Genomic DNA, 25,101 nt, shown 5'->3' with positions numbered 1-25,101 from the left:
CAGACAGATTCTCTCAATGATTGTTCCACGCAACGCACAATGAATAGTGACAGGCTCCGGAACGATGATTCTTGCAATCATCCGTTTCCGGAGCTTTATTTTTGTTCTGCGAGCGACAAAAAGAGCCAAAATAACAGGGAAAATCCTGCCAAGGAATGACAGACTTTCATGGATAAAGGCCCGTATACTATTCCTAAACATGCAAAGGAGGTGGGAGCTTGGTTCTTTACCTGGATGCCGTATGGCTTCTTAATCTGCTGATCGATGCCAGTTTGCTGCAATTGACGGCGCTGATGCTCAAGCGGCGGACAAATCGGCTGCGCTTCTGGCTCGGCGCACTCACGGCATCGTCCGTCGTTCTGATCCTTTTCACGCCTCTTGCTTTTCTGGTCGCCCATCCCTTAGGCAAATTTCTTTTTTCCGTGCTGATCATATACGTCACCTTTGGATTCCGCCGGCTATCCGTTTTTGTACAGAATCTTGCAGCTTTCTACTTTCTGGCATTTGCGATCGGGGGAGGACTTTTTGCCCTGCATTATTTTTTTCAGAATGATGCGTTCTATGCGAACAGCCGTTTCCTGACGACACTGAATTACGGGGATCCGGTCAGCTGGATTGTAATCGTCGCCGGTTTTCCGTTTCTTTGGTTCTTCTCGAAAAAAAGGATCGATCATACGGTAGTCAGAAAATGGCAAAGTTCTGCGGGCGCCGAAGCGATCATTCAGATGGCTGATCTGACGATTAAAGCGAAAGCCTTCATCGACAGCGGCAATAAACTGTATGAACCGCTGACCCGGTTTCCGGTCATGTTTCTGAGCCGGGAGGCTTGCAAGGATGCGCTTCCCGCCGAACTCTTCCGGGCTTTTTCCGGAGAGGAAGGCATGCTGGGCCGGGAGAGCCTGGCGGCCGAATGGAAAAACCGTCTCGCACTGATTCCGTACACGGCGGTTGACGGCAGCCGCCGCTTTGCGACCGCCGTCAGGCCGGATCGCGTTCTGATCATACACGAAGGGAAACTGATTGAGTGCCGAAAAGTCTATGTGGCACTGACGGAACACGCTCTCAGCGCAGCGGGTGATTTTGACAGTCTTCTTCACCCGGACATGCTGCTTCACGGCAAGGTGATTGAACCGGCATCCTGACCTGCGACTGCAATCAAGGAGGAATAAGCGAATGAAAACCTTTTTTCGGAAAATGTGGTTTCGGATTCTTGTTAAGCTCCATATAAAACCTGAAGAAATTTACTATATCGGGGGAAGCGACGGACTCCCTTCTCCGCTTTCGAAAGATGAAGAGGCGGAGCTGATGAAAAAGCTGCCTTCCGGCGATCAGAAAGTGCGCGCCACGCTGATTGAGCGCAATCTGAGGCTCGTGGTCTATATCGCGCGCAAGTTCGACAATACGCGGATCAATATTGAAGATCTGATCAGTATCGGAACCATTGGATTAATTAAAGCCGTCAATACCTTTAATCCCGAAAAGAAGATCAAACTGGCGACCTATGCATCGCGCTGCATTGAAAATGAAATTCTGATGTATCTGCGCAGAAATAACCGGACACGTACAGAGGTTTCGCTGGATGAACCGCTGAATGTGGACTGGGACGGCAACGAATTGCTGCTGTCGGACGTGCTCGGCACGGCGGTCGACATAACGACAAAAGGCATGGAGCGGAAAGTGGATCGTTCGCTTCTGCAGCGGGCGATGCTGATGCTGAGCGACCGGGAAAAAGAAATTATGACGCTGCGTTTCGGGCTGGCAGGCGGAAAGGAGAAGACGCAGAAGGATGTTGCCGATCAGCTCGGCATCTCGCAGTCGTATATTTCAAGGCTTGAAAAACGGATTATCAAACGGCTGAAGAAGGAATTCAGTAAAATGGCCTAGTCCGCCCGCGACGGAAAACAGGAGGGAATTGCCGTGCATAAAATGACATCCGCAGGAGATACTTGACGTTATAGAAAGCTCCGATTATGTGGGGAGGTCATCCTTTATGGCACGGCACAAAGTAGAAATCTGCGGGGTGGACACAGCAAAGCTTCCTGTCCTGACGAACGTAGAAATGCGTAAGTTATTTACAGAACTTCAGTCGGGTACGATCGAGGCGAGAGAGAAACTTGTAAACGGCAACCTTCGCCTTGTACTCAGTGTGATTCAGCGTTTTAATCACCGCGGCGAGTCTGTGGACGATTTGTTTCAGGTCGGCTGTATTGGACTGATGAAATCGATTGATAACTTTGATCTAAGTCAGAATGTCCGTTTTTCGACCTATGCCGTCCCGATGATCATCGGCGAAATCCGCCGCTATTTGAGAGACAACAATCCGATCCGCGTATCGCGTTCTTTGCGCGACATGGCCTATAAGGCGCTGCAGGCCAAAGAACGCTATATTGCTAAACACTCCAAGGAGCCCTCCGCCTCCGAACTGGCAAAAATGCTTGATCTTCCTGTCGAGGATGTCGTTTTTGCCATGGATGCCATCCAGGATCCCGTTTCTCTTTTTGAGCCGATCTACAGCGACGGCGGCGATCCGATTTTCATCATGGACCAGATCAGTGATGAAAAGCACAGAGACAGAGAATGGGTGGACAAGATAGCCCTTAAAGAAGCGATGGGCAAGTTGCATGATCGCGAAAAGAAAATCGTTGCCATGCGCTTTTTTTATGGGAAAACCCAGATGGAAGTGGCTCAGGAAATCGGTATTTCACAGGCGCAGGTTTCCCGCCTCGAGAAAATGGCAATCAAGGAAATGAATCAGGATATCGGGCCGTGACGGATGCCTGATGGAAAACAACAATCCGGCGCTTGCTGCAGGCAGGCGCCTTTTTTATGTCCGCCGTGATAAGATCTCTGCAGATACCGCTCCTGCCGCCTGCTGCCGATCCCGTCTCCATTTTTCACTTCTCAACCCGCACGCGCCCCCATATATTAAGATAGTGAGAGGGGGAGAAGCCGTGCCAAGAATTTCCGATTTCCAGACAAAAGAGGTTGTCAATGTTGAGAACGGTAAAAGGCTGGGTCATATAGGAGACCTTGACGTGAATCTGTCTACGGGAAAAATTGAGAATCTGATCATCCCCGGTGCCGGCCGCGTCATGGGCCTGTTCGGAAGAGAAAACGATGTGGTTGTACCATGGAACAATATTGTACGCATTGGAGCCGATGTCATCCTTGTCCGCTTTTACAATGATCGGGATCCGGCTCCGGGCGAAAAAGAATCATAAATTAAAGCGCTGTTCCGGCGGATATGGTAGAATAAAGGAAAATAATCGTGCCCTTGAATCCGCGAAGAAGGGATGAACGTGATGGCGGAACCTTTCTCCATTAAGAATAAGCTGACTCTGATGACGGAACCGGCTGCTGCAGGGCATAGAATGATCCTGTCCGGCATTTCGCTGCGGACGGGAGGGACGAGTCGGGCGCCTTTTGCCTCGCTGAATCTGGGCCTTCACGTCGGCGACGATCGGGAAAATGTTGTGGCAAACCGCAGAAAGGCTGCCGAAGAGATCGGCTTTTCTTTAGAGCGCTGGGTTTGCGCGCAACAAGTGCACGGTACAAACATCGCCCGTGTGACGGGTGAATGTGCCGGCGCCGGAGCGACAAGTCCCGACACCGCTGTTAAAAATGTCGACGGCCTGTTTACAACAGAACCGGATCTGCTGCTCGCGCTCTGTTTTGCAGATTGTGTTCCCGTGTACTTTTACAGTAAACAGCCCGCTGCCGTCGGGCTGATGCACTGCGGCTGGCGCGGCACCGTTCGGCTCGGTGCCGTCAGAATGGTTGAAACTATGTGCAGGACGCTTGATCTCGTGCCGGAGGATATTTATGCGGTCATCGGTCCGGCGATTGCCGGTGCGGACTATGAAGTAGATCAGACGGTTATCGATGAAGTATCAAAGCTTGGCCGCGGGATCCGGAACGGTGCAGTCACGCCGCACGGAGACGAGCATTATCTGCTTGATCTTCAGGCGCTGAACCGGGCTGTCCTGATCAGGGCAGGCGTCCCTCAAGAACAGATTCAGGTAACCGGCTATAAGACGAGCGTCTTCCCGGAACTTTTTTATTCATATCGGAAAGATCATGGGCGCACCGGGCGTATGATGGGATTTATCGGCATGAAGAACAAAGGGGAAGGTACAAGTTGACAGTTGCGGAAAATCTTCGTATCATTGATGAAAAAATTGAGGAGGCCTGCAGGAAATCGGGCCGCCGTCCGGAAGAGGTGACCGTGATTGCGGTCACAAAGTATGTCGGAAACGAACGGGCGCAGGAAGCCGTCGATTGCGGACTCTTCAATCTGGCCGAAAACCGGAAAGAAGGGCTGCTCGAGAAACAGAGCGCCATCCATGACGGCCGCGTTGTCTGGCATCTTATCGGGACGCTTCAGACAAGAAAAGTAAAAGACGTTGTCGGCCGGATCGACTATTTTCATGCGCTTGATCGCTTAAAGCTGGCGGCCGAAATCAATAAACGGATGAAGGCCGGCAAACTGAAATGTTTTATCGAAATGAATCTTTCCGGAGAAGCATCGAAGCACGGAATCGCTGAAGAAGAACTGGATTCTTTTATTGAAGAGCTCGGGGCTTTTGAACATATTCAGGTGATCGGCCTGATGACGATGGCGCCGAATACAGAAGACACGGCACTGATCCGCAAAGTATTCCGCGGCCTTCGCCAGTGCCGCGACCGGATCAGAGACCGCCGCCTCGACTATGCACCGTGCACGGAGCTTTCAATGGGAATGTCCCATGATTTCCAAATTGCCGTTGAAGAGGGTGCAACATTCGTCAGAATAGGGACCTCGCTGGTTGGAAATGAATGGAAGGGGAGCTGAAAAAGATGGGGCTCAAAACGACATTCAGGCGGTTTTTTGATCTCGAAGAAACTGTGGAACCTTCGGACGAAAGTGCTTTTTACAAAAATAAGGATGCTGTTCAGATACCCGCCGAGAAACGAACGATTGAAAAGGGCGGGAGAATCGTTGCTATTCAGAACGTCCGCCAGCGGGACAAGGTTGTTCTTGTCGAACCGAAATCGTTTGAAGAGGTGGAAGGCGTGGTCGGACATCTGAAGAACAAACGCACGGTCATCTGCAACCTGCAGAGTGTGACGAAAGCGGAGGGGCAGCGGATCCTCGATTTTATGGGCGGGACCGTTTTTGCCCTGGACGGACAGATTCGAAAAATAGGAAGGGATACATTCTTATTTGCACCGGATTTTGTCGATATCACAGGAATCATTAACGACTGGAAAGAAGACGGACAATCTTATTGACCGGATGAAGCGAGGTGAATGCATTGTATCTGATTGCAGTGATTTTGTCCCAAGCAATTAATATCTTTAAATGGATTTTGATAATATATATATTAATGTCTTGGCTTCCTAACCTGCAGAATTCTCAAGTAGGTCAGCTGTTTGCCAAAATTTGTGAACCTTTTCTTGAACCATTTCGTAGAATTATACCCCCTATAGGTGGAGTTCTTGATATTTCACCAATAGCTGCTTTTGTAGTACTATGGTTTGCGCAAATAGGAATTGCAAATCTTGCTACAATGTTCGGGTGATTCAATATGTCCGTTTATGAACATTTCCGCCGCGAAGAGCGGCCGATTATCGATCATTTTCTGGATTTAAAGGATCAGGTTTCGAAATACTATGCGCCAAAACTGACCGATTTTCTCGACCCGCGCCGGCAAAAAATTTTACATTCGGTGATCGGCGGCGAGGAGATCACGTTTGCTCTGTCGGGAGGCCATGCGGAGGCGGAACGCAAGCGGGCGCTGATTCTTCCGCCGTACTGCGAAGCTCGGGAACAGGATTTCGGGCTTTCATATATTGAGGTGGATTATCCTTCGCGGTTTGCGGATCTGTCGCATGCGCAGCTGCTCGGTGCGCTGCTCGGGACCGGCCTTGTCAGAAGCAAACTGGGCGATCTGATTGTTTCGGACGGGCGGGTTCAGTTCATTGCCGCAACGGAAGTTGAAAAATTTTTGCTGATGAATCTGACGTCTGTCGGAAAAACAGCGGTGACCTGCCGGAAGATTGACCGGGCGTCACTGATACATAGCGAAGAGAGCTGGCTGGAGTCTGAGGGAACGGTCGCTTCCCTCAGACTGGATGCGGTCATGGCGGAAATTTATCATTTGTCCCGCTCTAAAGTCTCCGAGCTGGTTGCGCGGGGAATGGCCAAAGTGAACTGGCAGATTGTGGACAGAAAAGATTTTTATATCGAAGAGGGTGACACACTGTCTTTACGCGGCTACGGACGAAGCAAAATAATCGTGATCGCCGGCCTTACAAAAAAGAACAAAATTCGTTTGCGATATGGTAAACTGAAATAAGTAATTCTATACGTGACTATACATTGACTGGGAGGTGAACCGGATTGCCATTAACACCGTTGGATATTCATAATAAAGAATTTTCTCGTGGTTTTCGCGGTTACGATGAGGACGAGGTCAACGATTTTCTTGATCAGATCATTAAAGACTATGAAGCCTTGATCAGAGAGAAGAAAGATCTGGAACTGCAGGTTAAAAATTCAGAAGAAAAGCTCAGCCACTTTTCAAACATTGAAACAACATTGAATAAAAGCATTCTGGTCGCTCAGGAAACAGCGGAAGAAGTGAAACAAAACGCTAATAAAGAAGGCAAGCTGATCGTGATGGAGGCAAAGAAAAATGCCGACCGGATCATCAACGAAGCACTTGAAAAATCGCGCAAAGTGACAGTCAATATTGAAGAACTGAAAAAAGAAGCCAATGTCTACCGCACCCGTTTTCAGATGCTGATTGAAGCACAGCTTGAGCTCCTGAAAAGCGACGACTGGAAGAATCTTGCCGCCGGTTCGGGCGATGAGGACGAAACGGCGGATCAGGACGGCAGTGTCATACAGACGCGAGCTTGACACCATGCCGGCAAATGCATATACTGACTTTATATGAAGATTTTTAATATTCAGCAGGCGATGACGGAGAGAGTACTCAGTGCGGCGAAAGCAAGCGAGCCGGGAGGCGGTGCAAGCCCGGTGTTTCAAGCACTGAAGAAAATCACTCCTGAGTTCGGATCTGAACGGGCGGACAGCTCCGCTCCGAGTAGGGAAGACGCTTCATTCGCGTTATGGAATGATTCGAGCGGCAGAGCAGATCTGTCAATAGGGTGGTACCGCGGTCCTTCCGTCCCTTTGGGATGGGGGGGCTTTTTTGATATAAATTTTTTGTGACTGACTTTGAGAAAGATGGAGGCGCAAAACATTGGATTATAAAAAAACCTTGCTGATGCCGAAGACGGCTTTTAAAATGCGCGGCAATCTGCCGAACAAAGAGCCGGTGATGCAGCAAAAGTGGGATGACGATCACATCTACGAGCAGTCTTTAAAACGCAACGAGGGCAAACCGAAGTTTATCCTGCATGACGGTCCTCCCTATGCCAACGGCGATATTCATATCGGCCATGCCGAGAATAAAGTGCTGAAAGATATCATTAATCGCTTTAAATCGATGTCCGGCTACCAGACCCCTTATGTACCCGGATGGGATACGCACGGGCTGCCGATCGAACAGCAGCTGGCCAAACAGGGTATCGACCGCAAAAAAATGTCTGTTGCCGAACTGCGTGAGAAATGCAAAGACTATGCGCTCGGTCAGGTAGAGCGTCAGAAGAAGCAGTTCAAACGCTTGGGCGTCCGCGGCGACTGGGATCATCCTTACCTGACCCTTAAAAAGGAATTTGAGGCGGAACAGATCGAAGTCTTCGGCACCATGGCGAAAAAGGGGTATATCTATAAAGATAAAAAAACTGTTTATTGGTCTCCGTCCTCAGAATCTGCGCTTGCCGAAGCCGAGATTGAATATAAGGATGTCCAATCTTATTCGATCTATGTCGCCTTTCATGTCACGGACGGCAAGGATGTTCTGCAAAAAGACGAAGAAGTGGTAATCTGGACGACCACACCCTGGACGATGCCGGCCAATCTTGCCATCGCGGTCAATCCGAAATTCGATTACAGTGTAGTTCGGGTCGGAGAGCGAAAATTTGTCGTGGCGTCGGATCTGGTTGCATCGCTCACAAAGACGCTGGCCTGGGAGAATCCTGAAGTGCTTCGGACTTTTAGCGGAAAAGCACTTGAAGGCGTGGTCTGCCGCCATCCGTTCTATAATCGCAATTCGCCGCTGATTCTCGGCGACCACGTCACGCTTGACGCCGGAACCGGCTGTGTCCATACGGCGCCGGGCTTTGGCGCAGATGATTTTAATGTCGGCAAAAAATACGGCCTCGATATTCTTTGCCCCGTCGATGATCGCGGCTGTATGACGGACGAAGCACCGGGTTTTGAAGGCATGTTTTATGAGAAAATCAATGAACCGGTCCTTGACAAACTGAAAGCAGTTCATGCACTGTTGAAAGTCGGCACCTTTACTCATTCGTATCCGCATGACTGGCGGACGAAAAAACCGGTCATCTTTCGGGCAACGAAGCAGTGGTTTGCTTCCATCAAAGCATTTCGTCAGGATATTCTAAAGGCGATTCATGAAGTGAGATGGATCCCTTCATGGGGCGACGTCCGTATGACGAACATGATTAAGGATCGCGAAGACTGGTGCATTTCACGCCAGCGTGCCTGGGGCGTCCCGATCCCGGTCTTTTACGGAGAAGACGGCGAGCCGATCATCACCGATGAAACGATCCGCCGCGTTGCCGAATTGTTCCGCAAACACGGATCGAATATCTGGTTCCAATGGGACGCGAAAGATCTGCTTCCCGAGGGTTTTGCTTCTGTGCACAGTCCGAACGGAACGTTCAAAAAAGAGATGGACATTATGGATGTCTGGTTTGATTCCGGATCGACGCATCAGGGAGTGCTGACGACCCGCCCAGAACTGCGCCGGCCGGCGGATATGTATCTCGAAGGTTCCGACCAATACCGCGGCTGGTTCAATTCTTCGCTGGCGACAGCGGTGGCGGTTACGGGACATGCGCCGTACAGGCAAGTGCTCAGCCACGGATTCACACTTGACGGCCGGGGGCTGAAAATGAGCAAGTCCGTCGGCAACGTCATTGACCCGATGAAAGTGATGAAACAGTTCGGAGCCGACATTATCCGGCTCTGGGTCGCATCCGTCGACTATCAGGCGGACGCCAGGGTCTCGAATGACATTCTCGCGCAGGTGGCGGAAGTTTATCGTAAAATCCGCAATACGATTCGTTTTATGCTCGGCAATCTGAACGATTTCGATCCGAAAAATGCAGTGGCCGTTGAGGATATGCCGGAACTGGAACAATTCATGACGGTTAAGTTGAATGAATTGGTGGATACATGCCTGAAGAGCTACAACGACTACCAGTTCCTGAATGTTTATAAGGCCGTTCAAAACTACTGTACGACGGATCTGAGTGCTTTTTACATGGACATTGTGAAAGACGCGCTTTATGTTCAGCCGAGAGCAAGCCTTGTCCGCCGTGCCGCACAGACGGTGCTCTACAGGACTGCAGTGGCCCTGACTAAATTGCTGTCGCCGATCATCCCGCATACGGCCGAAGAAATCTGGCAGTTCATCCCGGGTGCCGCTCGGGTTTCCGCTTACGTTCAGCTGACCGACATGCCGGAACCGGTTCATGTGCCGGATGCGAAGGCGCTTGAAGAGAAATGGGAAAAGATTCTTGCGGTTCGCGACGACGTGCTGAAGTCGCTGGAAAAGGCCCGGGATGCCAAACTGATCGGCAAATCGCTTGAAGCGTCGGTTGCTTTGTATCTGCCCGAGAATATGAAATGGTTAAAAGAACAGCCCGCTCTGGACAAACTGTTTATCGTCTCCCATGTCGACTGTTCCGACGGTCCGGACTCCGCTCCTGAAACGGCGGACCGCTATTCTCCGGAAGCCGTGAACGTCGGCCGCGCCGAAGGGGAAAAATGCGAACGCTGCTGGGCGATCCTGCCGACAGTCGGACAGGATCCGGAGCATCCGACTCTGTGTGCCTCATGCTGTGAAACGGTCAAACATGACTATGCGGGTGTCAGTCTCGACGACTGACCGGCCCGGCGGCCTGTGACAGAAGAAAAATTTTTCCTTAAGGCGTAATTTTTTCGCCGTCTTAAAATGCCCCCTTTACTGCACACTAAACATGTGCGCGGAATAAAGGGGGATTTAATTTGTTCAGCTACCGCAGGATAAAGAAACAACTGCTTAAACGCAAAGAAATGCTCGAAAAAAAAATGAAAAGCGACATGGAGACCGCCGCGGAACTGGGGTCGGTTTCCGACATTGCATCGGGAGAGCTGTCCGCTTATGATAACCATCCGGCAGAATCCGCCACACAGCTTTATGAACGGGAGAAGGATCTGGCTTTCAGCAAACGCATGCATGATGAATGGAACGATATTAATGACGCTCTGGCAAAAATGGAAAAAGGGACGTACGGCATTGATGAAATAACAGGCAAAAAGATTCCGATTGCACGCATGAAAGCGCTTCCGACAGCCAGAACCGCGGTTGAAAACGCACCGCCGAAACATAGCCGGAAAGAACGCCCGGTTGAAGAATCGCTGATCGCCGATTCCGGCCGAACGGGGTTCTCGGCTTTGAATCAAAGCGGTTTCGACGAACAGAACGCCTTTGATCTGGTCTCCGAATACAATGATCAGGAGATGATTTATGAAGACACTCCTTATAGCGATGATGAAGAAGGGATCGGTTTTGTCGAAGTTGTGGAAGCGATAGCGGCCACGGACATTGACGGCTATTCGGGCGACGAAAGGGTCCGCTTCTTAAGAAATCAGTACTACGATCAGTGGATGGACGGGATCGACGAAAGCGACCCGGCCGAGCACTGAAAATGGCGGCGGACGGCACGGTCCGCCGCCGTACATAATCTATTCCGGGATCCGGACGCGAAGGAAGCGGTTTTTAGGGCTGAGGGATGCCCGGCCGGGGCCAAGTGTGCTAAAATGCAGAAAGGATGCAATTGTCTTTTTAAAGAGAGAAAAGCTTGGAGGAATTTAAGTGATCTTCTACATAATTGCACTGATCATTCTGGCGCTCGATCAGTTATCCAAATGGCTGGTCGTTCAGAATATGAGCGTCGGAGAGGATATTCCGGTCATCCCGCATGTGTTCTACCTGACTTCGCTTCGCAACACGGGAGCCGCCTGGAATATACTGGAGGGACAGTTTGTCTTCTTTTTTATCATAACAGCCGTTGTGCTTGGAATCGTGATTTATTATATGCAGAAGGCGGGAAGAAAGCAGCCGCTGCTCGGAACGGCTCTTGCTCTGATTATCGGCGGAACGCTCGGAAATTTTGCGGATCGGCTTTTCAGGGGCGAAGTCGTCGATTTTATCCACATCTATATTATTCATTACAGCTACCCCGTGTTCAATATTGCCGATTCCTCGCTTTTCATCGGTGTCGTTTTGCTGATTATTTATCTTGTCGTGGACGGGAGGAGAAAGAATTAGGTAATGACGGATCTGGAGAAAGTTGCGCTTCAGCGCGATGAAGGAAAACGAATCGACAAGTGGGCTGCCGGACTGCTCGGCTCCGAGTCGCGAAACCGCCTGCAGCAGTTGATTAAAGATGGATATGTCCGGGTTAATGATCAGGGCGTCAAGGCCAATTATCGCTTGAAGGAAGGCGACCGGGTCACGATTTTTCTGCCTGATCCCGATCCGGTGGATATCCCCGCGGAAGCTATTCCGCTTGATATTGTCTATGAAGACGATCAGGTAATTGTCGTCAATAAACCGAGAGGGATGGTGGTCCATCCGGCCCCCGGCCATCTGACCGGCACACTTGTCAATGCCTTGCTCTATCACTGCAAGGATCTGTCGGGGATTAACGGCGTGCTGCGCCCGGGCATCGTCCACCGGATCGATAAGGATACCTCGGGCCTGCTGATGGCGGCGAAAACAGACGATGCCCACCGTTGTCTGGCAAAACAGCTAAAAGACAAGACGACGCGGCGTCTCTATCTGGCCATTGTCCACGGTGAATTATCCGATCCGTCCGGGACGATCGATGCCCCGATCGGCCGCGACGAAAAAGATCGGAAAAAGATGGCGGTGACCGCTCGCAACGGCAAAAGGGCCGTTACGCATTTCAAGGTGCTTGAGCGTTTTACCGGCTACACGTATGTCGCCTGCCGCCTGGAGACGGGACGGACGCATCAGATCCGTGTGCACATGGCTTATATCGGGCATCCGCTTGCCGGCGATCCGAAATACGGGCCGAGAAAGACACTGGCTATCGGCGGACAGGCGCTGCACGCCGCCGAGCTTGGCTTTACCCATCCGAAGACGCGCCGGTTTATGCTTTTCAAAGCGGAACCGCCGGCCGATTTCCAGAACCTGCTGAAAAAACTGCGCCGGTCGGTTTTAAAGTAAAATCCAGTGCTGCCTCTCAAATTTATACAAAGAGCACTGCGCTTTAAGAAAAACGATAATGAGTATCCCCCTCAACTCATGTATCCCGTCGGGGCGCATCGTGGAAGCGCCGTCGATTTTTCCGAAAAACGATCAGTTTTCACGAGCGGCCGTCCGGTGCCCCGAATGTTTGTGCGAACGGCGACCTATTCTGCTGAAAAGGGAGATACCTTGTATGGACAGACGTTACATGGCGGAAACACCTGATCTTCTTCTTCGGCCTGCTGCGTACCCCCGTAAATCGGTGTGCGCCGAAAAACGCATCAGTTAATCGCCGTAAAGCAGTAAAGTGCAAAATATTAACAGTAATCGGCAGTAAACGGACCGGAATCAATAGGTGCGAATGATCGGAACAGCAATTTGTACCCGATTGATTAAATCAACCCGCGGCCGGTAATTTTGGCCGTTTATCGGTCGACGCACCGAATCGTGTTAAAGCCGCACCGAAATAGAGAAAAGCCGCACCAAACAAGAGAGGTCGCCCCGAATCCGGCTATAGACGCACCGAAATGCGGAGAAGCCGCCCCGAAATGCCGAAAAAGCGCACCGAATCGGGCCAAACTTGCACCAAATCGTCGGGAAGCCGCACCAAACAAGAGAGGTCGCCCCGAATCCGGCTATAGACGCACCGAAATGCGGAGAAGCCGCACCAAAATGCCGAAAAAGCGCACCGAATCGGGCCAAACTTGCACCAAATCGTCGGGAAGCCGCACCAAACAAGAGAGGTTGCCCCGAATCGGGCTGCAGTTAGGTGCTGTTTTTCGGTCGGCGCCGGTGCTTAATCGGTCTTCGAGGATACATCCGGTTTATCAACCGTGACAGAAAGTTTATCAACTGCTGCAAAAGTTTGTTCATCGCAGAAACGCTCGCCGTCTGTGAAAACGTGCCATCGTGTCCGGAACTTATCCTCCTCCAAAAATATACCGGTTCTCGTTCGAAAACACGGTTCTTCGCGAAAACCGATCGACCGGAATACGGATGTCGATTCATTTTGAATTGACATTCGGACAGAATTTTGTCATACTGAATGCAGTTGAATGAATTCCTTTTAAATAAGTCCCGAGAGGCTGAAAAGGGTAATGGACGTTGACAGTGTATTTTGTCGGCAGTACAGTCTCTTGCTTCTAAACAGGCAAGTTTTTTTTATGGCTGAATAAGGGCAGCAGGTGAGTTTTGCTTTGGAAGAAAAAGAAATCATGGATGAGAAAGCGATCGCCAGGGCGCTGACACGACTGGCTCACGAGGTGATCGAGCGCAACGAAGGCATCGCTTCGGTCGTGCTGATCGGCATCAGGACAAGAGGCATTTATCTGGCCGACCGGCTTGCTGAAAGGATCGCCGGAATTGAGAACAGCAAAGTATCGGTCGGTGAGCTTGACATCACTCTCTATCGTGATGATTTAAAACAGAAGACGGCGGACCCGGAATTCAGCGGCAGCAGGATTCCGGTATCGATCGAAGGGAAAACCGTGATTCTGGTCGATGACGTGCTGTATACGGGACGGACGGCGAGGGCGGCAATGGATGCGCTGATGGATATCGGGCGGCCGCAGCGGATCCAGCTGGCGGTACTGATTGACCGCGGGCACCGTGAACTTCCGATTCGTCCGGACTATATCGGGAAAAATGTACCGACGTCGAAAGAAGAAATCATTGCCGTTCAGCTCAAAGAGGTGGATGGAGCCGACCGGGTCGTTATTCGGACACGGAACAAATAATTGAATAGCGTTCGTTAAGCATCTTTTAAGGGCAGTCCCGAGAGACTGATAAAGAGCAGCGTTAGCGCGGAACAGCGGTATTTTGCACATAACCTCTTTGTCGGATCTCCGGCAGAGAGGTTTTTTCTTGATTTTGAAGAGAACGGAACCGTTTTAGAAACGGCCTGCCTCGCGGTGAGACACATATTAAAAAATGGGGAGGAATCACGACATGGTCAATCTGCTCAGTTTAAGCGATTTAAGCCTGGATGAAATTGACGGCATTCTGAATCGTGCGCAACAAATTCTGGATATGAAGGAACGCGGCTGGTTTGCTCCGAAACAGACGCTGGTCGCCAATCTTTTCTTTGAACCGAGTACGAGAACACGGTTCAGTTTTGAAACGGCGGAAAAAAGGCTTGGCTTTCACGTCCTCAATTTCAGCAGCCAGGCGTCCAGTACCCAGAAGGGGGAATCGCTGTACGATACGGTCCGGACGATGCAGGCCATCGGCGCGCAGGCGGTGGTCGTCCGCCACCGAAGAGAAGGCTACTACCGCGAACTGATGCGCGGCATCGGCATCCCCGTCCTGAATGCCGGAGACGGCGCCGGGGACCACCCGACCCAGGCTCTGCTCGATTTGCTGACCCTTCGGCAGGAATTTCTGCTCTTCAAAGGGCTTACTGTGGCAATCATCGGCGATCTCAGGTACAGCCGGGTTGCCCGCTCCGACGCAAATGTGCTGTCCCGGCTCGGATGCCGGGTCCTTCTGTCCGGTCCGGAAGCGTGGAAGAATGACAGCCTTCCCGGCGACTATGTAACGGTCGACGAGGCTGTCCGTGCTGCTGACGCCGTCATCATGCTCAGAATTCAGCATGAACGGCATGAACAGGCGATGAAAATGACGAAAGAAGCGTATCATTGCCGTTACGGCCTGACGCGCGAACGGGCTGCTGTTATGCATCCGGGCAGCATCATTATGCATCCGGGCCCGATTAACAGAGGAGTGGAACTGGACGGCGATCTGGTCGAATCCGGTCGCTCGCGTTACTTCAAACAGATCGGCAATGGAGTGGCTGTCCGCATGGCAAGTCTTGAATGGGCGCTTCGTATAAAAAAGGAGGCCGAGGAAAATGATCGGGTTGCCGAAAAATGGTGAGGCCTTCCCGGCTGCTCTGCTCCGGGAAAATCTGAGCATGAATAATCCGCGAAAAGAAGAAACGGCCGGCGTGAATGAATCTGCATCAAAAGGGAAAGGCGCACCGTTAAACGGCAGAAAATTGCCGGAGCCGGCCGCGGGCGTCGGAGCAGTGGTTTGCGAAAAGGGAGTGACTGCAGGTTGAAGAGACAGCTTGTGCTGGAAAACGGGGAAAGTTTTAGCGGAGAAGGATTCGGCGGCAGCACGGAGATAAGCGGAGAAGTCATTTTTAATACGGGGATGACAGGGTATCAGGAAGTTCTGACCGATCCTTCCTACTATGGGCAGATTGTAACTCTGACTTATCCGCTGATCGGAAATTACGGCATTAATCGTTCGGACAACGAATCGGTCCGTCCGAGAATTTCCGGACTGATTGTCAAAGAAGTGTCGAAAACGCCTGCACACTGGCAGAAAGACAAAACGATGAGCGACTGGCTGGCCGAGTACGGCGTTCCGGCGATCGAAGGGATCGATACACGAAGGCTGACCCGAATCATCAGAGAACACGGAACATTGAGGGGGAGGATTGTATCGGCGGAGGCCGATGCGGCAATGGTAGCCGAAGCACTCAGAAACCGGCCGCTGCCGACCGATCAGATCAGCCATGTCTCGACACGTTCTGTCTATGAGACTCCAGGCCCCGGTCCGCGTATCGTCCTTGTCGATTTCGGAGCAAAGCAGGGCATTCTGCGTGAATGCATCAAGCGCGGCTGCGATGTCGTCATTGTTCCCTACCGGACGTCTGCGCGTGAGATTCTTAAACTTCATCCCGACGGCATTCTGCTCAGCAACGGCCCGGGAAATCCGAAGGACGTTCCCGGGGCCGTCCGAATGGTCGGAGAAATATTGGGTAAAATTCCGCTTTTCGGCGTGTGCCTCGGCCATCAATTATTCGCGCTGGCATCGGGTGCCAATACGGTAAAAATGCGGTTCGGCCATCGCGGAGTCAATCATCCTGTCCGCGACCTGCGCACCGGCAGATTCATGATTACGTCGCAGAATCACGGGTTTACGGTCGAAAAAGGATCTCTGCGGGACACGGAACTTGAGGTGACCCATCTGGCGATTAACGACGGGACGGTCGAAGGGCTGAGGCATAAGCGCTATCCCGCGTTCAGCGTTCAGTTTCACCCCGAAGCTTCGCCGGGACCGGACGACAGTCAGGGCCTTTTCGATGACTTTCTGAAAATGGTCAATAACTATAAGAAAGAAGGTGTCCGGTTTGCCTAAGCGGACGGATATTCACAAAATCCTCGTGATCGGTTCCGGACCGATCATTATCGGCCAGGCAGCCGAATTTGATTATTCGGGCACGCAGGCCTGCCAGTCGCTCAGAGAAGAAGGATTCGAGGTTGTGCTTGTCAATTCCAATCCGGCGACGATCATGACGGATACGGATATTGCCGACCGGGTTTATATTGAACCGCTGAACGTGGAGTTTGTCAGCAGGATTATCCGCAAGGAACGTCCCGACGGTTTGCTCGCTACCCTAGGCGGACAGACCGGGCTCAATCTCGCCGTCCGGCTCCATCAGTCCGGCCTTCTCGATGAACTCAATGTCCGCTTCCTCGGAACGAGCCTTGAAAGCATTGAGAAAGCAGAGGACCGTGAAAAATTCAGAGAGCTGATGATTGCACTCGGCGAACCGGTGCCTGCGAGTAAAACGGTGACCAATCCCGCTGAGGCGCGTGACTTTATCCGGGAAATAGATCTGCCGGCGATCATCCGTCCGGCATTTACATTGGGCGGCACCGGCGGAGGCATTGCAGCGACCGAAGAGGAATTTGAGACGATTACGGAAAACGGACTGAAGCTGAGCCCGGCTCATCAGGTGCTGATTGAGAAAAGTATCGCCGGGTTCAAGGAAATCGAATTCGAGGTGATGCGGGATGCCAACGACGGTGCCATTTCTGTCTGCCATATGGAGAATGTCGATCCGGTCGGCATCCATACCGGCGACTCCATTGTCGCCGCTCCCTGCCAGACGCTGAGCGACCGCGATCTTCAGCGCCTGCGCAGCGTATCCCTTAGAATTGTCCGTGCCCTGAAAATCGAGGGCGGCTGTAACGTCCAGCTGGCGCTCGATCCGGACAGCGACCGCTATTATGTTATCGAAGTCAATCCGCGGGTCAGCCGCTCTTCCGCACTGGCTTCAAAAGCGACAGGCTACCCGATTGCCAAAGTAGCTGCAAAAATTGCTGCCGGCTACCATCTGGACGAAATCAAAAACGCGGTCACCGGCACGACTTATGCAAGCTTTGAGCCGGCCCTTGACTATGTGGTGACGAAGATTCCGCGCTGGCCGTTTGACAAGTTCGATGATGCCAAACGGACACTGGGTACTCAAATGAAGGCAACAGGCGAGGTTATGGCCATTGGCAGAACATTTGAAGAGTCGCTCCTGAAAGCCGTCCGTTCGCTTGAAAACGGAAGCCTGCATCTGGAACTGAACGAAGCGGCGGAGATGACGCCGGACGATCTCTATGAGAACATTCGGAAAACCGATGATCGAAGGCTGTTCTTCATTGCCGAAGCGCTGAGGCGGGGGGCGCCTCTGGACGGGCTGTGCCAAATGACGAAGATCAACCGCTTTTTTCTGGAAAAGATTGCCCGTATCGTGGCAATCGAAGATCTTCTGAAGAAGCACCCCCGCGATCCATCCGCTCTCTGTGAAGCAAAAAAATCCGGCTTTTCCGATGCGAAGATCGCCGGCTGCTGGAAGATGACAGAGTCTGCCGTTGCGGCATGGCGCAAATCGCGGGGGATCCGTCCCGTCTATAAAATGGTCGATACGTGCGCCGGCGAATTCGAATCAAAGACACCCTATTACTACAGCACCTACGAGGAAGAAAATGAATCTGCGGTTTCGGACCGGCAGAGCGTCGTTGTGCTTGGTTCGGGTCCGATACGGATCGGGCAGGGTGTCGAATTCGACTATGCGACCGTTCATGCTGTATGGGCCATTAAACGGCAAGGCTATGAAGCGATTATGATCAACAACAACCCGGAGACCGTATCCACCGACTTCAGTGTTGCTGATAAACTGTATGTCGAGCCGCTGACTCTGGAAGACGTCCTGCACGTGATCGAACTGGAAAAACCGAAAGGCGTCGTCGTTCAGTTCGGCGGGCAGACGGCAATCAATCTTGCCGCCGGTTTGGCGGCAAACGGAGTGCGGATACTCGGAACATCGCTGGATGCGATGGATCAGGCGGAAGACCGCGACCGTTTTGAACAGCTGCTCCTGAGGCTGGATGTCGACCGGCCGGAAGGAGATACCGCCTTCTCAACGGAAGAAGCCTTAAAGATAGCGGCGAAACTGGGCTATCCTGTTCTCGTCCGCCCGTCCTATGTCCTTGGCGGACGCGCGATGGAAATTGTCTATCACGAAAAAGATCTGATCCATTATATGAAAAATGCGGTGCGTATCAATCCGCAGCATCCGGTTCTGATTGACAGATATCTGGTCGGGACTGAAATCGAACTGGATGCACTGTCCGACGGAACGGATGTTTACATCCCGGGGATTATGGAACATATCGAGCGGGCCGGCGTTCACTCCGGCGATTCGATTGCCGTCTACCCGACACAGACTCTGAGTGAAAAAATCAAAAAGCAGATTGTCGATACGGCGATTAAAATAGCGAGAGGGCTCGGTGTGGTCGGCCTGCTTAATATCCAGTTTGTCATTCATCGCGATCGCGTGTATGTCATCGAGGTCAATCCGCGGGCAAGCCGGACCGTGCCCTTTCTGAGCAAAATCACAGGTGTTCCGATGGCCAACGCGGCCGCCCGGCTGATTCTCGGCGCAACGTTGAACGGGCTCGGTTATGAGACGGGCATCCATCCGGAGCCGGAGAAAGCCGTTTTTGTCAAGGTGCCGGTCTTTTCCTTCGCTAAACTGCGCCGGGTTGACGTGACGCTCGGACCGGAGATGAAATCGACCGGCGAAGTCATGGGGCAGGACGAAACACTGGAAAAAGCTTTATATAAAGGGCTTCTGGCGGCGGGGATGGCGATTCCCTCCCACGGCTCGGTTCTGTTTACGATCGCCGACAAGGATAAGGAAGAAGCTCTGGCACTCGTCAGGCGTTTTTATAATATCGGCTATAACATTCTTGCCACTGAGGGCACGGCTAAAATGATCGCGGCTCAGCATCTGCCGGTGACCGTCGTCAATAAGATCGGAGGAGAGGCGCCGAATCTTCTGAACGTGATCAGGCACGGAGGGGCTCAGTTCGTGGTCAACACACTGACAAAAGGGCAGCGCCCGGCAAGAGACGGCTTCCGGATCCGCAGAGAATCCGTCGAGAACGGCGTCGTCTGCCTGACCTCGCTCGATACAACGGAAGCACTGCTGACCGTGCTTGAGTCGCTGGCCTTTCGCACGGAATGCATGCCGCCAATGGACGATCTCCGCACGGATGCCGTCGAAGATTCGCATTCTGCCGCAGACAAGGCGGGTGTGGTTCGATGATGCAGGAAAATATGCTGGTTACCGCCCAGCGCAAGATAGCGGATAACATTTTTGAGATAAAACTGCATGGAGAAATGACGGCCGCCGTTTCGCAGCCCGGACAATTTGTCCATATCCGTGTGAACGGATCGGATTCGATCAATCCGCTGCTTCGCAGGCCGATCAGCATCTGTTCAGTTGATAAGAAAGAGAAGGAAATGACGCTGATATACCGTCGCAGCGGGCTGGGCACAGATCTGTTGTCTCATGCGGGCAAAGGCGGGCGGATTGATGTGCTCGGACCGCTCGGGCATGGATTCCCGCTGCAGCAGGCGGAAGCTGCCGCAAAGGTCCTGATCGTCGGCGGCGGCGTCGGCATTCCACCGCTCTACGGACTGTCGCGGGAACTCGCCGGGAAGGGCGTCCGGATTACTCATGTGCTCGGTTTCCGCTCGGCAAAAGATGTCTTCTATGAAGATCGGTTTTCCGGGCTGGGGCGAACCGTTCTGCTGACAGAAGACGGAACAGGCGGCCGCAAAGGCCGTGTCACCGATGTGCTCGATGGTATAGATTTTACAGCTGCTTTTGCCTGCGGCCCGCTGCCGATGCTGAAGGCGATTAAGAGCCTGATCCCCGACAAGCCGCTGTATCTTTCGCTGGAACAGCGGATGGCCTGCGGCATCGGAGCCTGTCTGGCCTGCGCCGTCCGCGTCTCAGACAAAAATGATGCGAAAGGCTACCGGCGTGTCTGCTGCGACGGTCCGGTTTTCAGAGCGGGGGAGGTTGAATTATGCTAGAAGTCCATCTGCCAGGTCTCGACTTGAAAAATCCGGTGATGCCGGCCTCCGGCTGTTTTGCTTTCGGTGCCGAATACGGACGGCTTTACGACTTAAATAAGCTTGGGGCCGTCATTATCAAAGCGGCGACGCTTGAACCGCGTTTCGGCAATCCGGCGCCGCGCGTTGCCGAGACACCGGGCGGCATGCTGAACGCGATCGGCCTGCAGAATCCCGGCGTCGATCGGATCATCCGTGATGAATTGCCGAGACTTGCCGGGCTCAATGTGCCGGTCATCGCCAATATTGCCGGAAGCGACATGTCCGATTATGTGGCGACGGCAGAAAAAATATCAAAGGTTCCCGTCGTCAAAGCACTGGAGCTCAACATATCCTGCCCCAATGTGAAACGCGGCGGCATGATGTTCGGCACGGTTCCTGAAGTAGCGGCCGAGCTGACGGCCAAAGTCAAAGCGGTCTCGCAAAAACCTGTCTACGTCAAATTGTCGCCCAATGTAACGGATATTGTTGCCATGGCTCAGGCTGTCGAAGCTGCCGGAGCGGACGGCCTGTCGATGATCAACACGCTGCTCGGCATGCGGATCGACCTTAAAACACAGAAACCGGTTCTGGCCAACCAAACAGGCGGGCTGAGCGGCCCGGCGATTAAACCGGTGGCGATCCGAATGATTTATGAAGTCAGCCGGAAGGTCGGGATCCCGATCATCGGCATGGGCGGCATTCAGGATGCAGATGACGTGATTGAATACTTTTTGGCCGGAGCAAGCGCAGTCGCTGTCGGAACGGCGAATTTCATCGATCCGTTTGTCTGCCCGAAAATTATCGGGCAGCTTCCGAAGAAACTTGAAGCACTGCATGTAACGAATATTAACGAACTGGTCGGGAGGAGCTGGAAGCCTTGCGCGAAGAAGAACGCATCATCATTGCGCTAGATTTATCAACGAAAGACGAGATGTTCCGCATTCTGAAACGGATCAATCAGCCGGGCTGCTACGTTAAGGTCGGAATGGAGCTTTATCTTCAGGAAGGTGCGGATGTCGTCCGGGAACTGAAAGACCGCGGCTATTCCGTCTTCCTTGATTTGAAATTGCACGATATTCCCCATACTGTGAACAAAGCGATGAAAGGCCTGGCGCGCGTCGGTGCGGACATGGTGAACGTCCATGCAGCCGGAGGATCGGAAATGATGAGAGCGGCAGTCGACGGACTTGGAGACGGCGCATTAAAGAAACGTCCGATCTGTCTTGCGGTGACGCAGCTGACCAGCACGGACCAGAGCATGCTTGAAGATGAGCTGATGATCGGGTATCCGATGATCGACGTGATCAAACATTACGGCGAACTGGCCTTCCGGTCCGGCCTGGACGGTGTTGTCTGTTCGGCATGGGAAGCCGGACAAATAAAAGCCTGCACATCCCCTTCTTTTCTTGCCGTTACACCCGGAATACGTCTTGAATCGGATGCGGCCGGCGACCAGAAACGAGTGGCATCGCCGGCGCAGGCGCGAAGACTCGGCAGCGACTATATCGTTGTCGGCCGCAGCATTACGAGTGCTGTCGATCCGGCGGCGGCTTTTAGCAGGATATTAGACGAATGGAGGAATAAAGAATGGATTATAAACAATTGATTGCCGGTCATCTATTAAAAATTAACGCGGTTGTTCTCAATCCCGACACACCGTTTACATGGGCATCGGGCATCCAGTCGCCCGTCTACTGCGATAATCGGCTTATTCTGGCCTATCCGGCGATCCGGGCCGATGTTGTCAAAGCCTTCGTCCGTCTGATCAAAGCCGAGTTTCCGGATACGGAGGTGATCGCCGGGACGGCGACTGCCGGAATTCCGCATGCCGCCTGGATTGCTGAAGCGCTGCATCTTCCGATGGCCTATGTCCGCTCGTCCGCAAAATCACACGGCCGGAAAAAGCAGATTGAAGGCCTGATCAGGCCCGGACAGAAAGCGGTCGTGATCGATGATTTGATTTCGACGGGCGGCAGCGTGCTGACGGCTGTTCGCGCGCTGGAAAAAGCGGATGCCGATGTACAGGGCGTGGCCGCTATTTTTACATATCAGCTTCCGCAGGCAGACAGGAATTTCAGTGAAGCGAATACGAAACTGAAGACATTAACGGATTTTGAAACGCTGATCCATCTTGCGGTTGCTCAGGGAGTCATCAGTGGCGCCCAGCTCCGGCAGTTAAAGAAATGGTATGCGGATCCGGCTTCGGACAACTGGAAAACACTCAAATTATAAGAATAAAAGGGTGCTCAGCGCATCCTTTTCACTAAAATGTGAGATAATTCCGGCAAAAAGTATGTCAGATAATCTAACATAAATGATGCAGACCTAAAAAGTTACGGTCTATAATGAATCTATTAAAAGTGAAAGGGATGATTCTCCATTCAAAAATTGGAACGATGTTCCACTGAACGAAACATTAAAAATTAAAAGAGAGGGAAGATGAGCAGGTGTCGGAATTGGGTGCAAAGGCAAAGATTAACGTGGGCCAGGAAAATGAAAAAATCGGCAAATATCAACATCAGACGGTTTGGGCTGCTTCAATCGGCTATGCAATGGATGGACTGGACATGATGATGCTTTCGTTTGTATTGCCTCTGATTATTGCTTATTTCGGAATTAATTCGGCTCAGGCAGGGAGCATTTCTACGATCACGCTGCTGGGCGTCGTTCTTGGCGGCTACCTATTCGGCGTGATGGCTGACGTATATGGACGTGTCCGGGTCTTTACCTGGACGATTTTAATATTTTCATTGTTTACCGGTTTGTGTGCTTTCGCACCTAATTTTTCAACATTTAATGTATTTAGGTTCTTTTCCGGGCTCGGCCTCGGCGGAGAATTCGGAATCGGCATGACACTCGTTACCGAATCCTGGCCGAAAAAATACCGGACACGTGCGACTTCATATGTGGCGGTCGGGTATCAGGCCGGGACGGTTTTGGCAACGTTAACTGCTGCACTGATTGCACCGCATTTCGGCTGGAGAGGCGTATTCCTCGTCGGCGTCATTCCGGCCATTTTAGCCTGGTGGACGAGGAGACATCTCGACGAACCGGAAATGTGGAAAAATATCAAAAAAGAGAAAAAGAACAGAGTTTCCATCTCCGAACTTTTTCATTCTTCAAAGATAACCGGAACGACACTGGGTCTGATTGTTGTTTGCAGTGTGCAGAATTTCGGCTATTACGGCATTATGTCCTGGATGCCGACAATGCTGGCAAAACAGCATCATTATACAATCAGCGGCACAACCTACTGGACGCTTTCAACAATTGTCGGCATGGTCGTCGGCATCGTTTTCTTCGGCTGGCTCGCCGACCGCTGGGGACGAAAACCGGCGTACATTACTTTTCAGATATGCGCCGCATTAATCATTTGGATTTACTTCCAGATTTCAAACCCGACGCTGCTTGTTATTCTGGGCTCGGTGCTCGGCTTTTTTGTCAACGGAATGATGGGCGGATACGGTGCACTGCTTGCCGAACATTACCGTACGGAGGCAAGATCGACGGCTGAAAATATTATTTTTAACACAGGACGGTTCGTAGGCGGATTTGCCCCATTACTGATCGGCATTTTTGCCCTGAACAGTTCCCTGAGCGCCGTACTTGGATTTCTCTCCCTCATATATGTCCTGGCCGCGGCGTCGATGCTTTTTCTTGTACCGGAAACGAAGGGAAAGGAACTGGTCTGAGCTGACCGGCAATTGATATAATGAGTGTATCGGAGGGGGATGTTTCTTATCGAATGGATGGATCGTTTTGTTAAACTGATGGATGTGATCAGCGACTGTCCGTCCCCGGGCATCGGCATCGCGGAAATTTCCCGGCGGACCTTGCTCAGCAAGGGAACGATTCATCGGATGCTGCAGGACATGCTTGCCCACAAACTGGTTGTACAGAATCCTGAGACAAAAAAATATTTGCTGGGCCCCAAGTCGATGAAATGGGGAAGTGCTTTTTTGAAGATGCAGGATCCGCTGGGCCTGCTGTCAAAGTATTGCAATGATATCGGGGAAAAGACAAAATTGTATGCTTTTATCTGCCGATTCCAGGGGGACGAGATTTTCTGCACCTATACGCATCAGCCGTCCGAGGTGCGCAACAGTTTTTTTGTTCACGTGGGCCAGCGCATGCCGCTGCACTGTTCGGCGGCAGCCAAGATTATTTTAGCCTATCAATCGCCCGATATCATTCATCAATTACTCGAAAAAGAATCATTAAAACGTTATACAGATTTTACAATGACTGATAAATCAGAAATATACAAAGAAATCCGGGAAGCCCGTCAGAACCGGATTGCTTTCTGCAGGCAGGAGCTGGAACTGGGCGTTGCAGCGTTGTCTGTTCCGATTTTTCATAACGCCGATCAGACGGTCCTGAGCATCAGCCTGGTTGGCGAGCACTATCACATTGAATCGCGAAAGGAAACATTGATTCAGGACCTGCACGCGGCGTCACTGGAAGCCAGCGATCATTTGATGTCGATGAATGCTCTAAGCTCGGTCATCTGATT

At 51.9% G+C, this 25,101-nt stretch carries 25 protein-coding genes; all 25 read left to right on the top strand.

Annotation, left to right across the window (positions count from 1 at the left end; all coding sequences use genetic code 11):
- Window positions 1-218: 218 nt before the first annotated feature.
- The 25 genes from spoIIGA to OYT88_RS01025 all read left to right on the top strand — a co-directional run bounded on the left by spoIIGA (window position 219) and on the right by OYT88_RS01025 (window position 25,099).
- The gene (gene spoIIGA, locus OYT88_RS01145) at window positions 219-1,142 is read left to right on the top strand and encodes a sigma-E processing peptidase SpoIIGA (protein ID WP_274397516.1); all 924 of its coding nucleotides are present in this window, start codon (window positions 219-221) and stop codon (window positions 1,140-1,142) included.
- A 31-nt stretch (window positions 1,143-1,173) separates the two neighbouring features.
- Window positions 1,174-1,884: an RNA polymerase sporulation sigma factor SigE gene (gene sigE, locus OYT88_RS01140; RefSeq protein ID WP_274397515.1), complete on the top strand. Its 711-nt coding sequence runs from the start codon at window positions 1,174-1,176 to the stop codon at window positions 1,882-1,884.
- A 106-nt stretch (window positions 1,885-1,990) separates the two neighbouring features.
- Window positions 1,991-2,770, top strand: a complete 780-nt coding sequence (gene sigG, locus OYT88_RS01135; protein ID WP_274397514.1) for an RNA polymerase sporulation sigma factor SigG — start codon at window positions 1,991-1,993, stop codon at window positions 2,768-2,770.
- A 181-nt stretch (window positions 2,771-2,951) separates the two neighbouring features.
- On the top strand, window positions 2,952-3,221 hold the full coding sequence (locus tag OYT88_RS01130; protein ID WP_274397513.1) for a YlmC/YmxH family sporulation protein: 270 nt from the start codon (window positions 2,952-2,954) through the stop codon (window positions 3,219-3,221).
- A gap of 81 nt (window positions 3,222-3,302) precedes the next feature.
- Window positions 3,303-4,142, top strand: coding sequence for a peptidoglycan editing factor PgeF (pgeF, locus tag OYT88_RS01125; protein ID WP_274397869.1), 840 nt, complete (start codon window positions 3,303-3,305; stop codon window positions 4,140-4,142).
- Window positions 4,139-4,831, top strand: coding sequence for a YggS family pyridoxal phosphate-dependent enzyme (locus OYT88_RS01120; RefSeq protein WP_274397511.1), 693 nt, complete (start codon window positions 4,139-4,141; stop codon window positions 4,829-4,831). The genes pgeF and OYT88_RS01120 overlap by 4 nt, the downstream gene beginning before the upstream one ends.
- A gap of 5 nt (window positions 4,832-4,836) precedes the next feature.
- Window positions 4,837-5,271 (top strand): cell division protein SepF, encoded by a 435-nt coding sequence (locus OYT88_RS01115; protein ID WP_274397510.1) that lies wholly within the window; start codon window positions 4,837-4,839, stop codon window positions 5,269-5,271.
- Between the two features lie 23 nt (window positions 5,272-5,294).
- The gene (locus OYT88_RS01110) at window positions 5,295-5,561 is read left to right on the top strand and encodes a YggT family protein (RefSeq protein WP_274397509.1); all 267 of its coding nucleotides are present in this window, start codon (window positions 5,295-5,297) and stop codon (window positions 5,559-5,561) included.
- 6 nt (window positions 5,562-5,567) lie between these two features.
- A complete protein-coding gene (locus tag OYT88_RS01105; protein ID WP_274397508.1) occupies window positions 5,568-6,338 on the top strand; it encodes a YlmH family RNA-binding protein in 771 nt (256 codons plus the stop codon).
- Window positions 6,339-6,382: 44 nt separating this feature from the next.
- A complete protein-coding gene (locus OYT88_RS01100; RefSeq protein ID WP_274397507.1) occupies window positions 6,383-6,904 on the top strand; it encodes a DivIVA domain-containing protein in 522 nt (173 codons plus the stop codon).
- Window positions 6,905-7,250: 346 nt separating this feature from the next.
- Window positions 7,251-10,028 (top strand): isoleucine--tRNA ligase, encoded by a 2,778-nt coding sequence (gene ileS, locus OYT88_RS01095; protein ID WP_274397506.1) that lies wholly within the window; start codon window positions 7,251-7,253, stop codon window positions 10,026-10,028.
- A 119-nt stretch (window positions 10,029-10,147) separates the two neighbouring features.
- On the top strand, window positions 10,148-10,828 hold the full coding sequence (locus tag OYT88_RS01090; protein ID WP_274397505.1) for a TraR/DksA C4-type zinc finger protein: 681 nt from the start codon (window positions 10,148-10,150) through the stop codon (window positions 10,826-10,828).
- A 169-nt stretch (window positions 10,829-10,997) separates the two neighbouring features.
- Window positions 10,998-11,453, top strand: a complete 456-nt coding sequence (gene lspA, locus OYT88_RS01085) for a signal peptidase II (protein WP_274397504.1) — start codon at window positions 10,998-11,000, stop codon at window positions 11,451-11,453.
- Between the two features lie 3 nt (window positions 11,454-11,456).
- Window positions 11,457-12,377 (top strand): RluA family pseudouridine synthase, encoded by a 921-nt coding sequence (locus OYT88_RS01080; protein WP_274397502.1) that lies wholly within the window; start codon window positions 11,457-11,459, stop codon window positions 12,375-12,377.
- Between the two features lie 1,217 nt (window positions 12,378-13,594).
- Window positions 13,595-14,134, top strand: a complete 540-nt coding sequence (pyrR, locus tag OYT88_RS01075) for a bifunctional pyr operon transcriptional regulator/uracil phosphoribosyltransferase PyrR (RefSeq protein WP_274397500.1) — start codon at window positions 13,595-13,597, stop codon at window positions 14,132-14,134.
- Between the two features lie 211 nt (window positions 14,135-14,345).
- On the top strand, window positions 14,346-15,272 hold the full coding sequence (locus tag OYT88_RS01070) for an aspartate carbamoyltransferase catalytic subunit (RefSeq protein WP_274397498.1): 927 nt from the start codon (window positions 14,346-14,348) through the stop codon (window positions 15,270-15,272).
- Window positions 15,247-15,456 (top strand): hypothetical protein, encoded by a 210-nt coding sequence (locus OYT88_RS01065; protein ID WP_274397497.1) that lies wholly within the window; start codon window positions 15,247-15,249, stop codon window positions 15,454-15,456. Before OYT88_RS01070 ends, OYT88_RS01065 begins: the two co-directional genes overlap by 26 nt.
- Window positions 15,453-16,544 carry a glutamine-hydrolyzing carbamoyl-phosphate synthase small subunit gene (gene carA / locus OYT88_RS01060; protein WP_274397496.1) on the top strand — a complete coding sequence of 364 codons (1,092 nt, stop codon included), beginning with the start codon at window positions 15,453-15,455 and terminating at the stop codon, window positions 16,542-16,544. The genes OYT88_RS01065 and carA overlap by 4 nt, the downstream gene beginning before the upstream one ends.
- On the top strand, window positions 16,537-19,791 hold the full coding sequence (carB, locus tag OYT88_RS01055) for a carbamoyl-phosphate synthase large subunit (RefSeq protein WP_274397495.1): 3,255 nt from the start codon (window positions 16,537-16,539) through the stop codon (window positions 19,789-19,791). The genes carA and carB overlap by 8 nt, the downstream gene beginning before the upstream one ends.
- Entirely contained in the window at window positions 19,788-20,567 is a 780-nt protein-coding gene (locus OYT88_RS01050) for a dihydroorotate dehydrogenase electron transfer subunit (protein ID WP_274397494.1), read from the top strand. Before carB ends, OYT88_RS01050 begins: the two co-directional genes overlap by 4 nt.
- The gene (locus OYT88_RS01045) at window positions 20,561-21,499 is read left to right on the top strand and encodes a dihydroorotate dehydrogenase (RefSeq protein WP_274397493.1); all 939 of its coding nucleotides are present in this window, start codon (window positions 20,561-20,563) and stop codon (window positions 21,497-21,499) included. The genes OYT88_RS01050 and OYT88_RS01045 overlap by 7 nt, the downstream gene beginning before the upstream one ends.
- Window positions 21,500-21,519: 20 nt before the next feature.
- The gene (gene pyrF / locus OYT88_RS01040) at window positions 21,520-22,194 is read left to right on the top strand and encodes an orotidine-5'-phosphate decarboxylase (RefSeq protein ID WP_274397867.1); all 675 of its coding nucleotides are present in this window, start codon (window positions 21,520-21,522) and stop codon (window positions 22,192-22,194) included.
- Entirely contained in the window at window positions 22,176-22,820 is a 645-nt protein-coding gene (gene pyrE / locus OYT88_RS01035; protein WP_274397491.1) for an orotate phosphoribosyltransferase, read from the top strand. Before pyrF ends, pyrE begins: the two co-directional genes overlap by 19 nt.
- A 224-nt stretch (window positions 22,821-23,044) precedes the next feature.
- The gene (locus tag OYT88_RS01030) at window positions 23,045-24,280 is read left to right on the top strand and encodes an MFS transporter (protein ID WP_274397490.1); all 1,236 of its coding nucleotides are present in this window, start codon (window positions 23,045-23,047) and stop codon (window positions 24,278-24,280) included.
- A gap of 39 nt (window positions 24,281-24,319) precedes the next feature.
- The gene (locus OYT88_RS01025) at window positions 24,320-25,099 is read left to right on the top strand and encodes an IclR family transcriptional regulator (protein ID WP_274397489.1); all 780 of its coding nucleotides are present in this window, start codon (window positions 24,320-24,322) and stop codon (window positions 25,097-25,099) included.
- Window positions 25,100-25,101: the final 2 nt, after the last annotated feature.

The organism is Sporolactobacillus sp. CQH2019, assembly GCF_028765345.1.
GTDB lineage: Bacteria > Bacillota > Bacilli > Bacillales > Sporolactobacillaceae > Sporolactobacillus.
This window is presented reverse-complemented; position numbering and strand designations above follow the sequence as displayed.

Coding starts and splice junctions, on each gene's coding strand:
- sigE (WP_274397515.1), top strand. CDS start 1,174: ATGAAAACCTTTTTTCGGAAAATGTGGTTTCGGATTCTTGTTAAGCTC.
- sigG (WP_274397514.1), top strand. CDS start 1,991: ATGGCACGGCACAAAGTAGAAATCTGCGGGGTGGACACAGCAAAGCTT.
- pgeF (WP_274397869.1), top strand. CDS start 3,303: ATGGCGGAACCTTTCTCCATTAAGAATAAGCTGACTCTGATGACGGAA.
- OYT88_RS01115 (WP_274397510.1), top strand. CDS start 4,837: ATGGGGCTCAAAACGACATTCAGGCGGTTTTTTGATCTCGAAGAAACT.
- OYT88_RS01105 (WP_274397508.1), top strand. CDS start 5,568: ATGTCCGTTTATGAACATTTCCGCCGCGAAGAGCGGCCGATTATCGAT.
- OYT88_RS01080 (WP_274397502.1), top strand. CDS start 11,457: ATGACGGATCTGGAGAAAGTTGCGCTTCAGCGCGATGAAGGAAAACGA.
- OYT88_RS01070 (WP_274397498.1), top strand. CDS start 14,346: ATGGTCAATCTGCTCAGTTTAAGCGATTTAAGCCTGGATGAAATTGAC.
- OYT88_RS01065 (WP_274397497.1), top strand. CDS start 15,247: ATGATCGGGTTGCCGAAAAATGGTGAGGCCTTCCCGGCTGCTCTGCTC.
- OYT88_RS01050 (WP_274397494.1), top strand. CDS start 19,788: ATGATGCAGGAAAATATGCTGGTTACCGCCCAGCGCAAGATAGCGGAT.
- OYT88_RS01045 (WP_274397493.1), top strand. CDS start 20,561: ATGCTAGAAGTCCATCTGCCAGGTCTCGACTTGAAAAATCCGGTGATG.
- pyrF (WP_274397867.1), top strand. CDS start 21,520: ATGTTCCGCATTCTGAAACGGATCAATCAGCCGGGCTGCTACGTTAAG.
- pyrE (WP_274397491.1), top strand. CDS start 22,176: ATGGATTATAAACAATTGATTGCCGGTCATCTATTAAAAATTAACGCG.
- OYT88_RS01025 (WP_274397489.1), top strand. CDS start 24,320: ATGTTTCTTATCGAATGGATGGATCGTTTTGTTAAACTGATGGATGTG.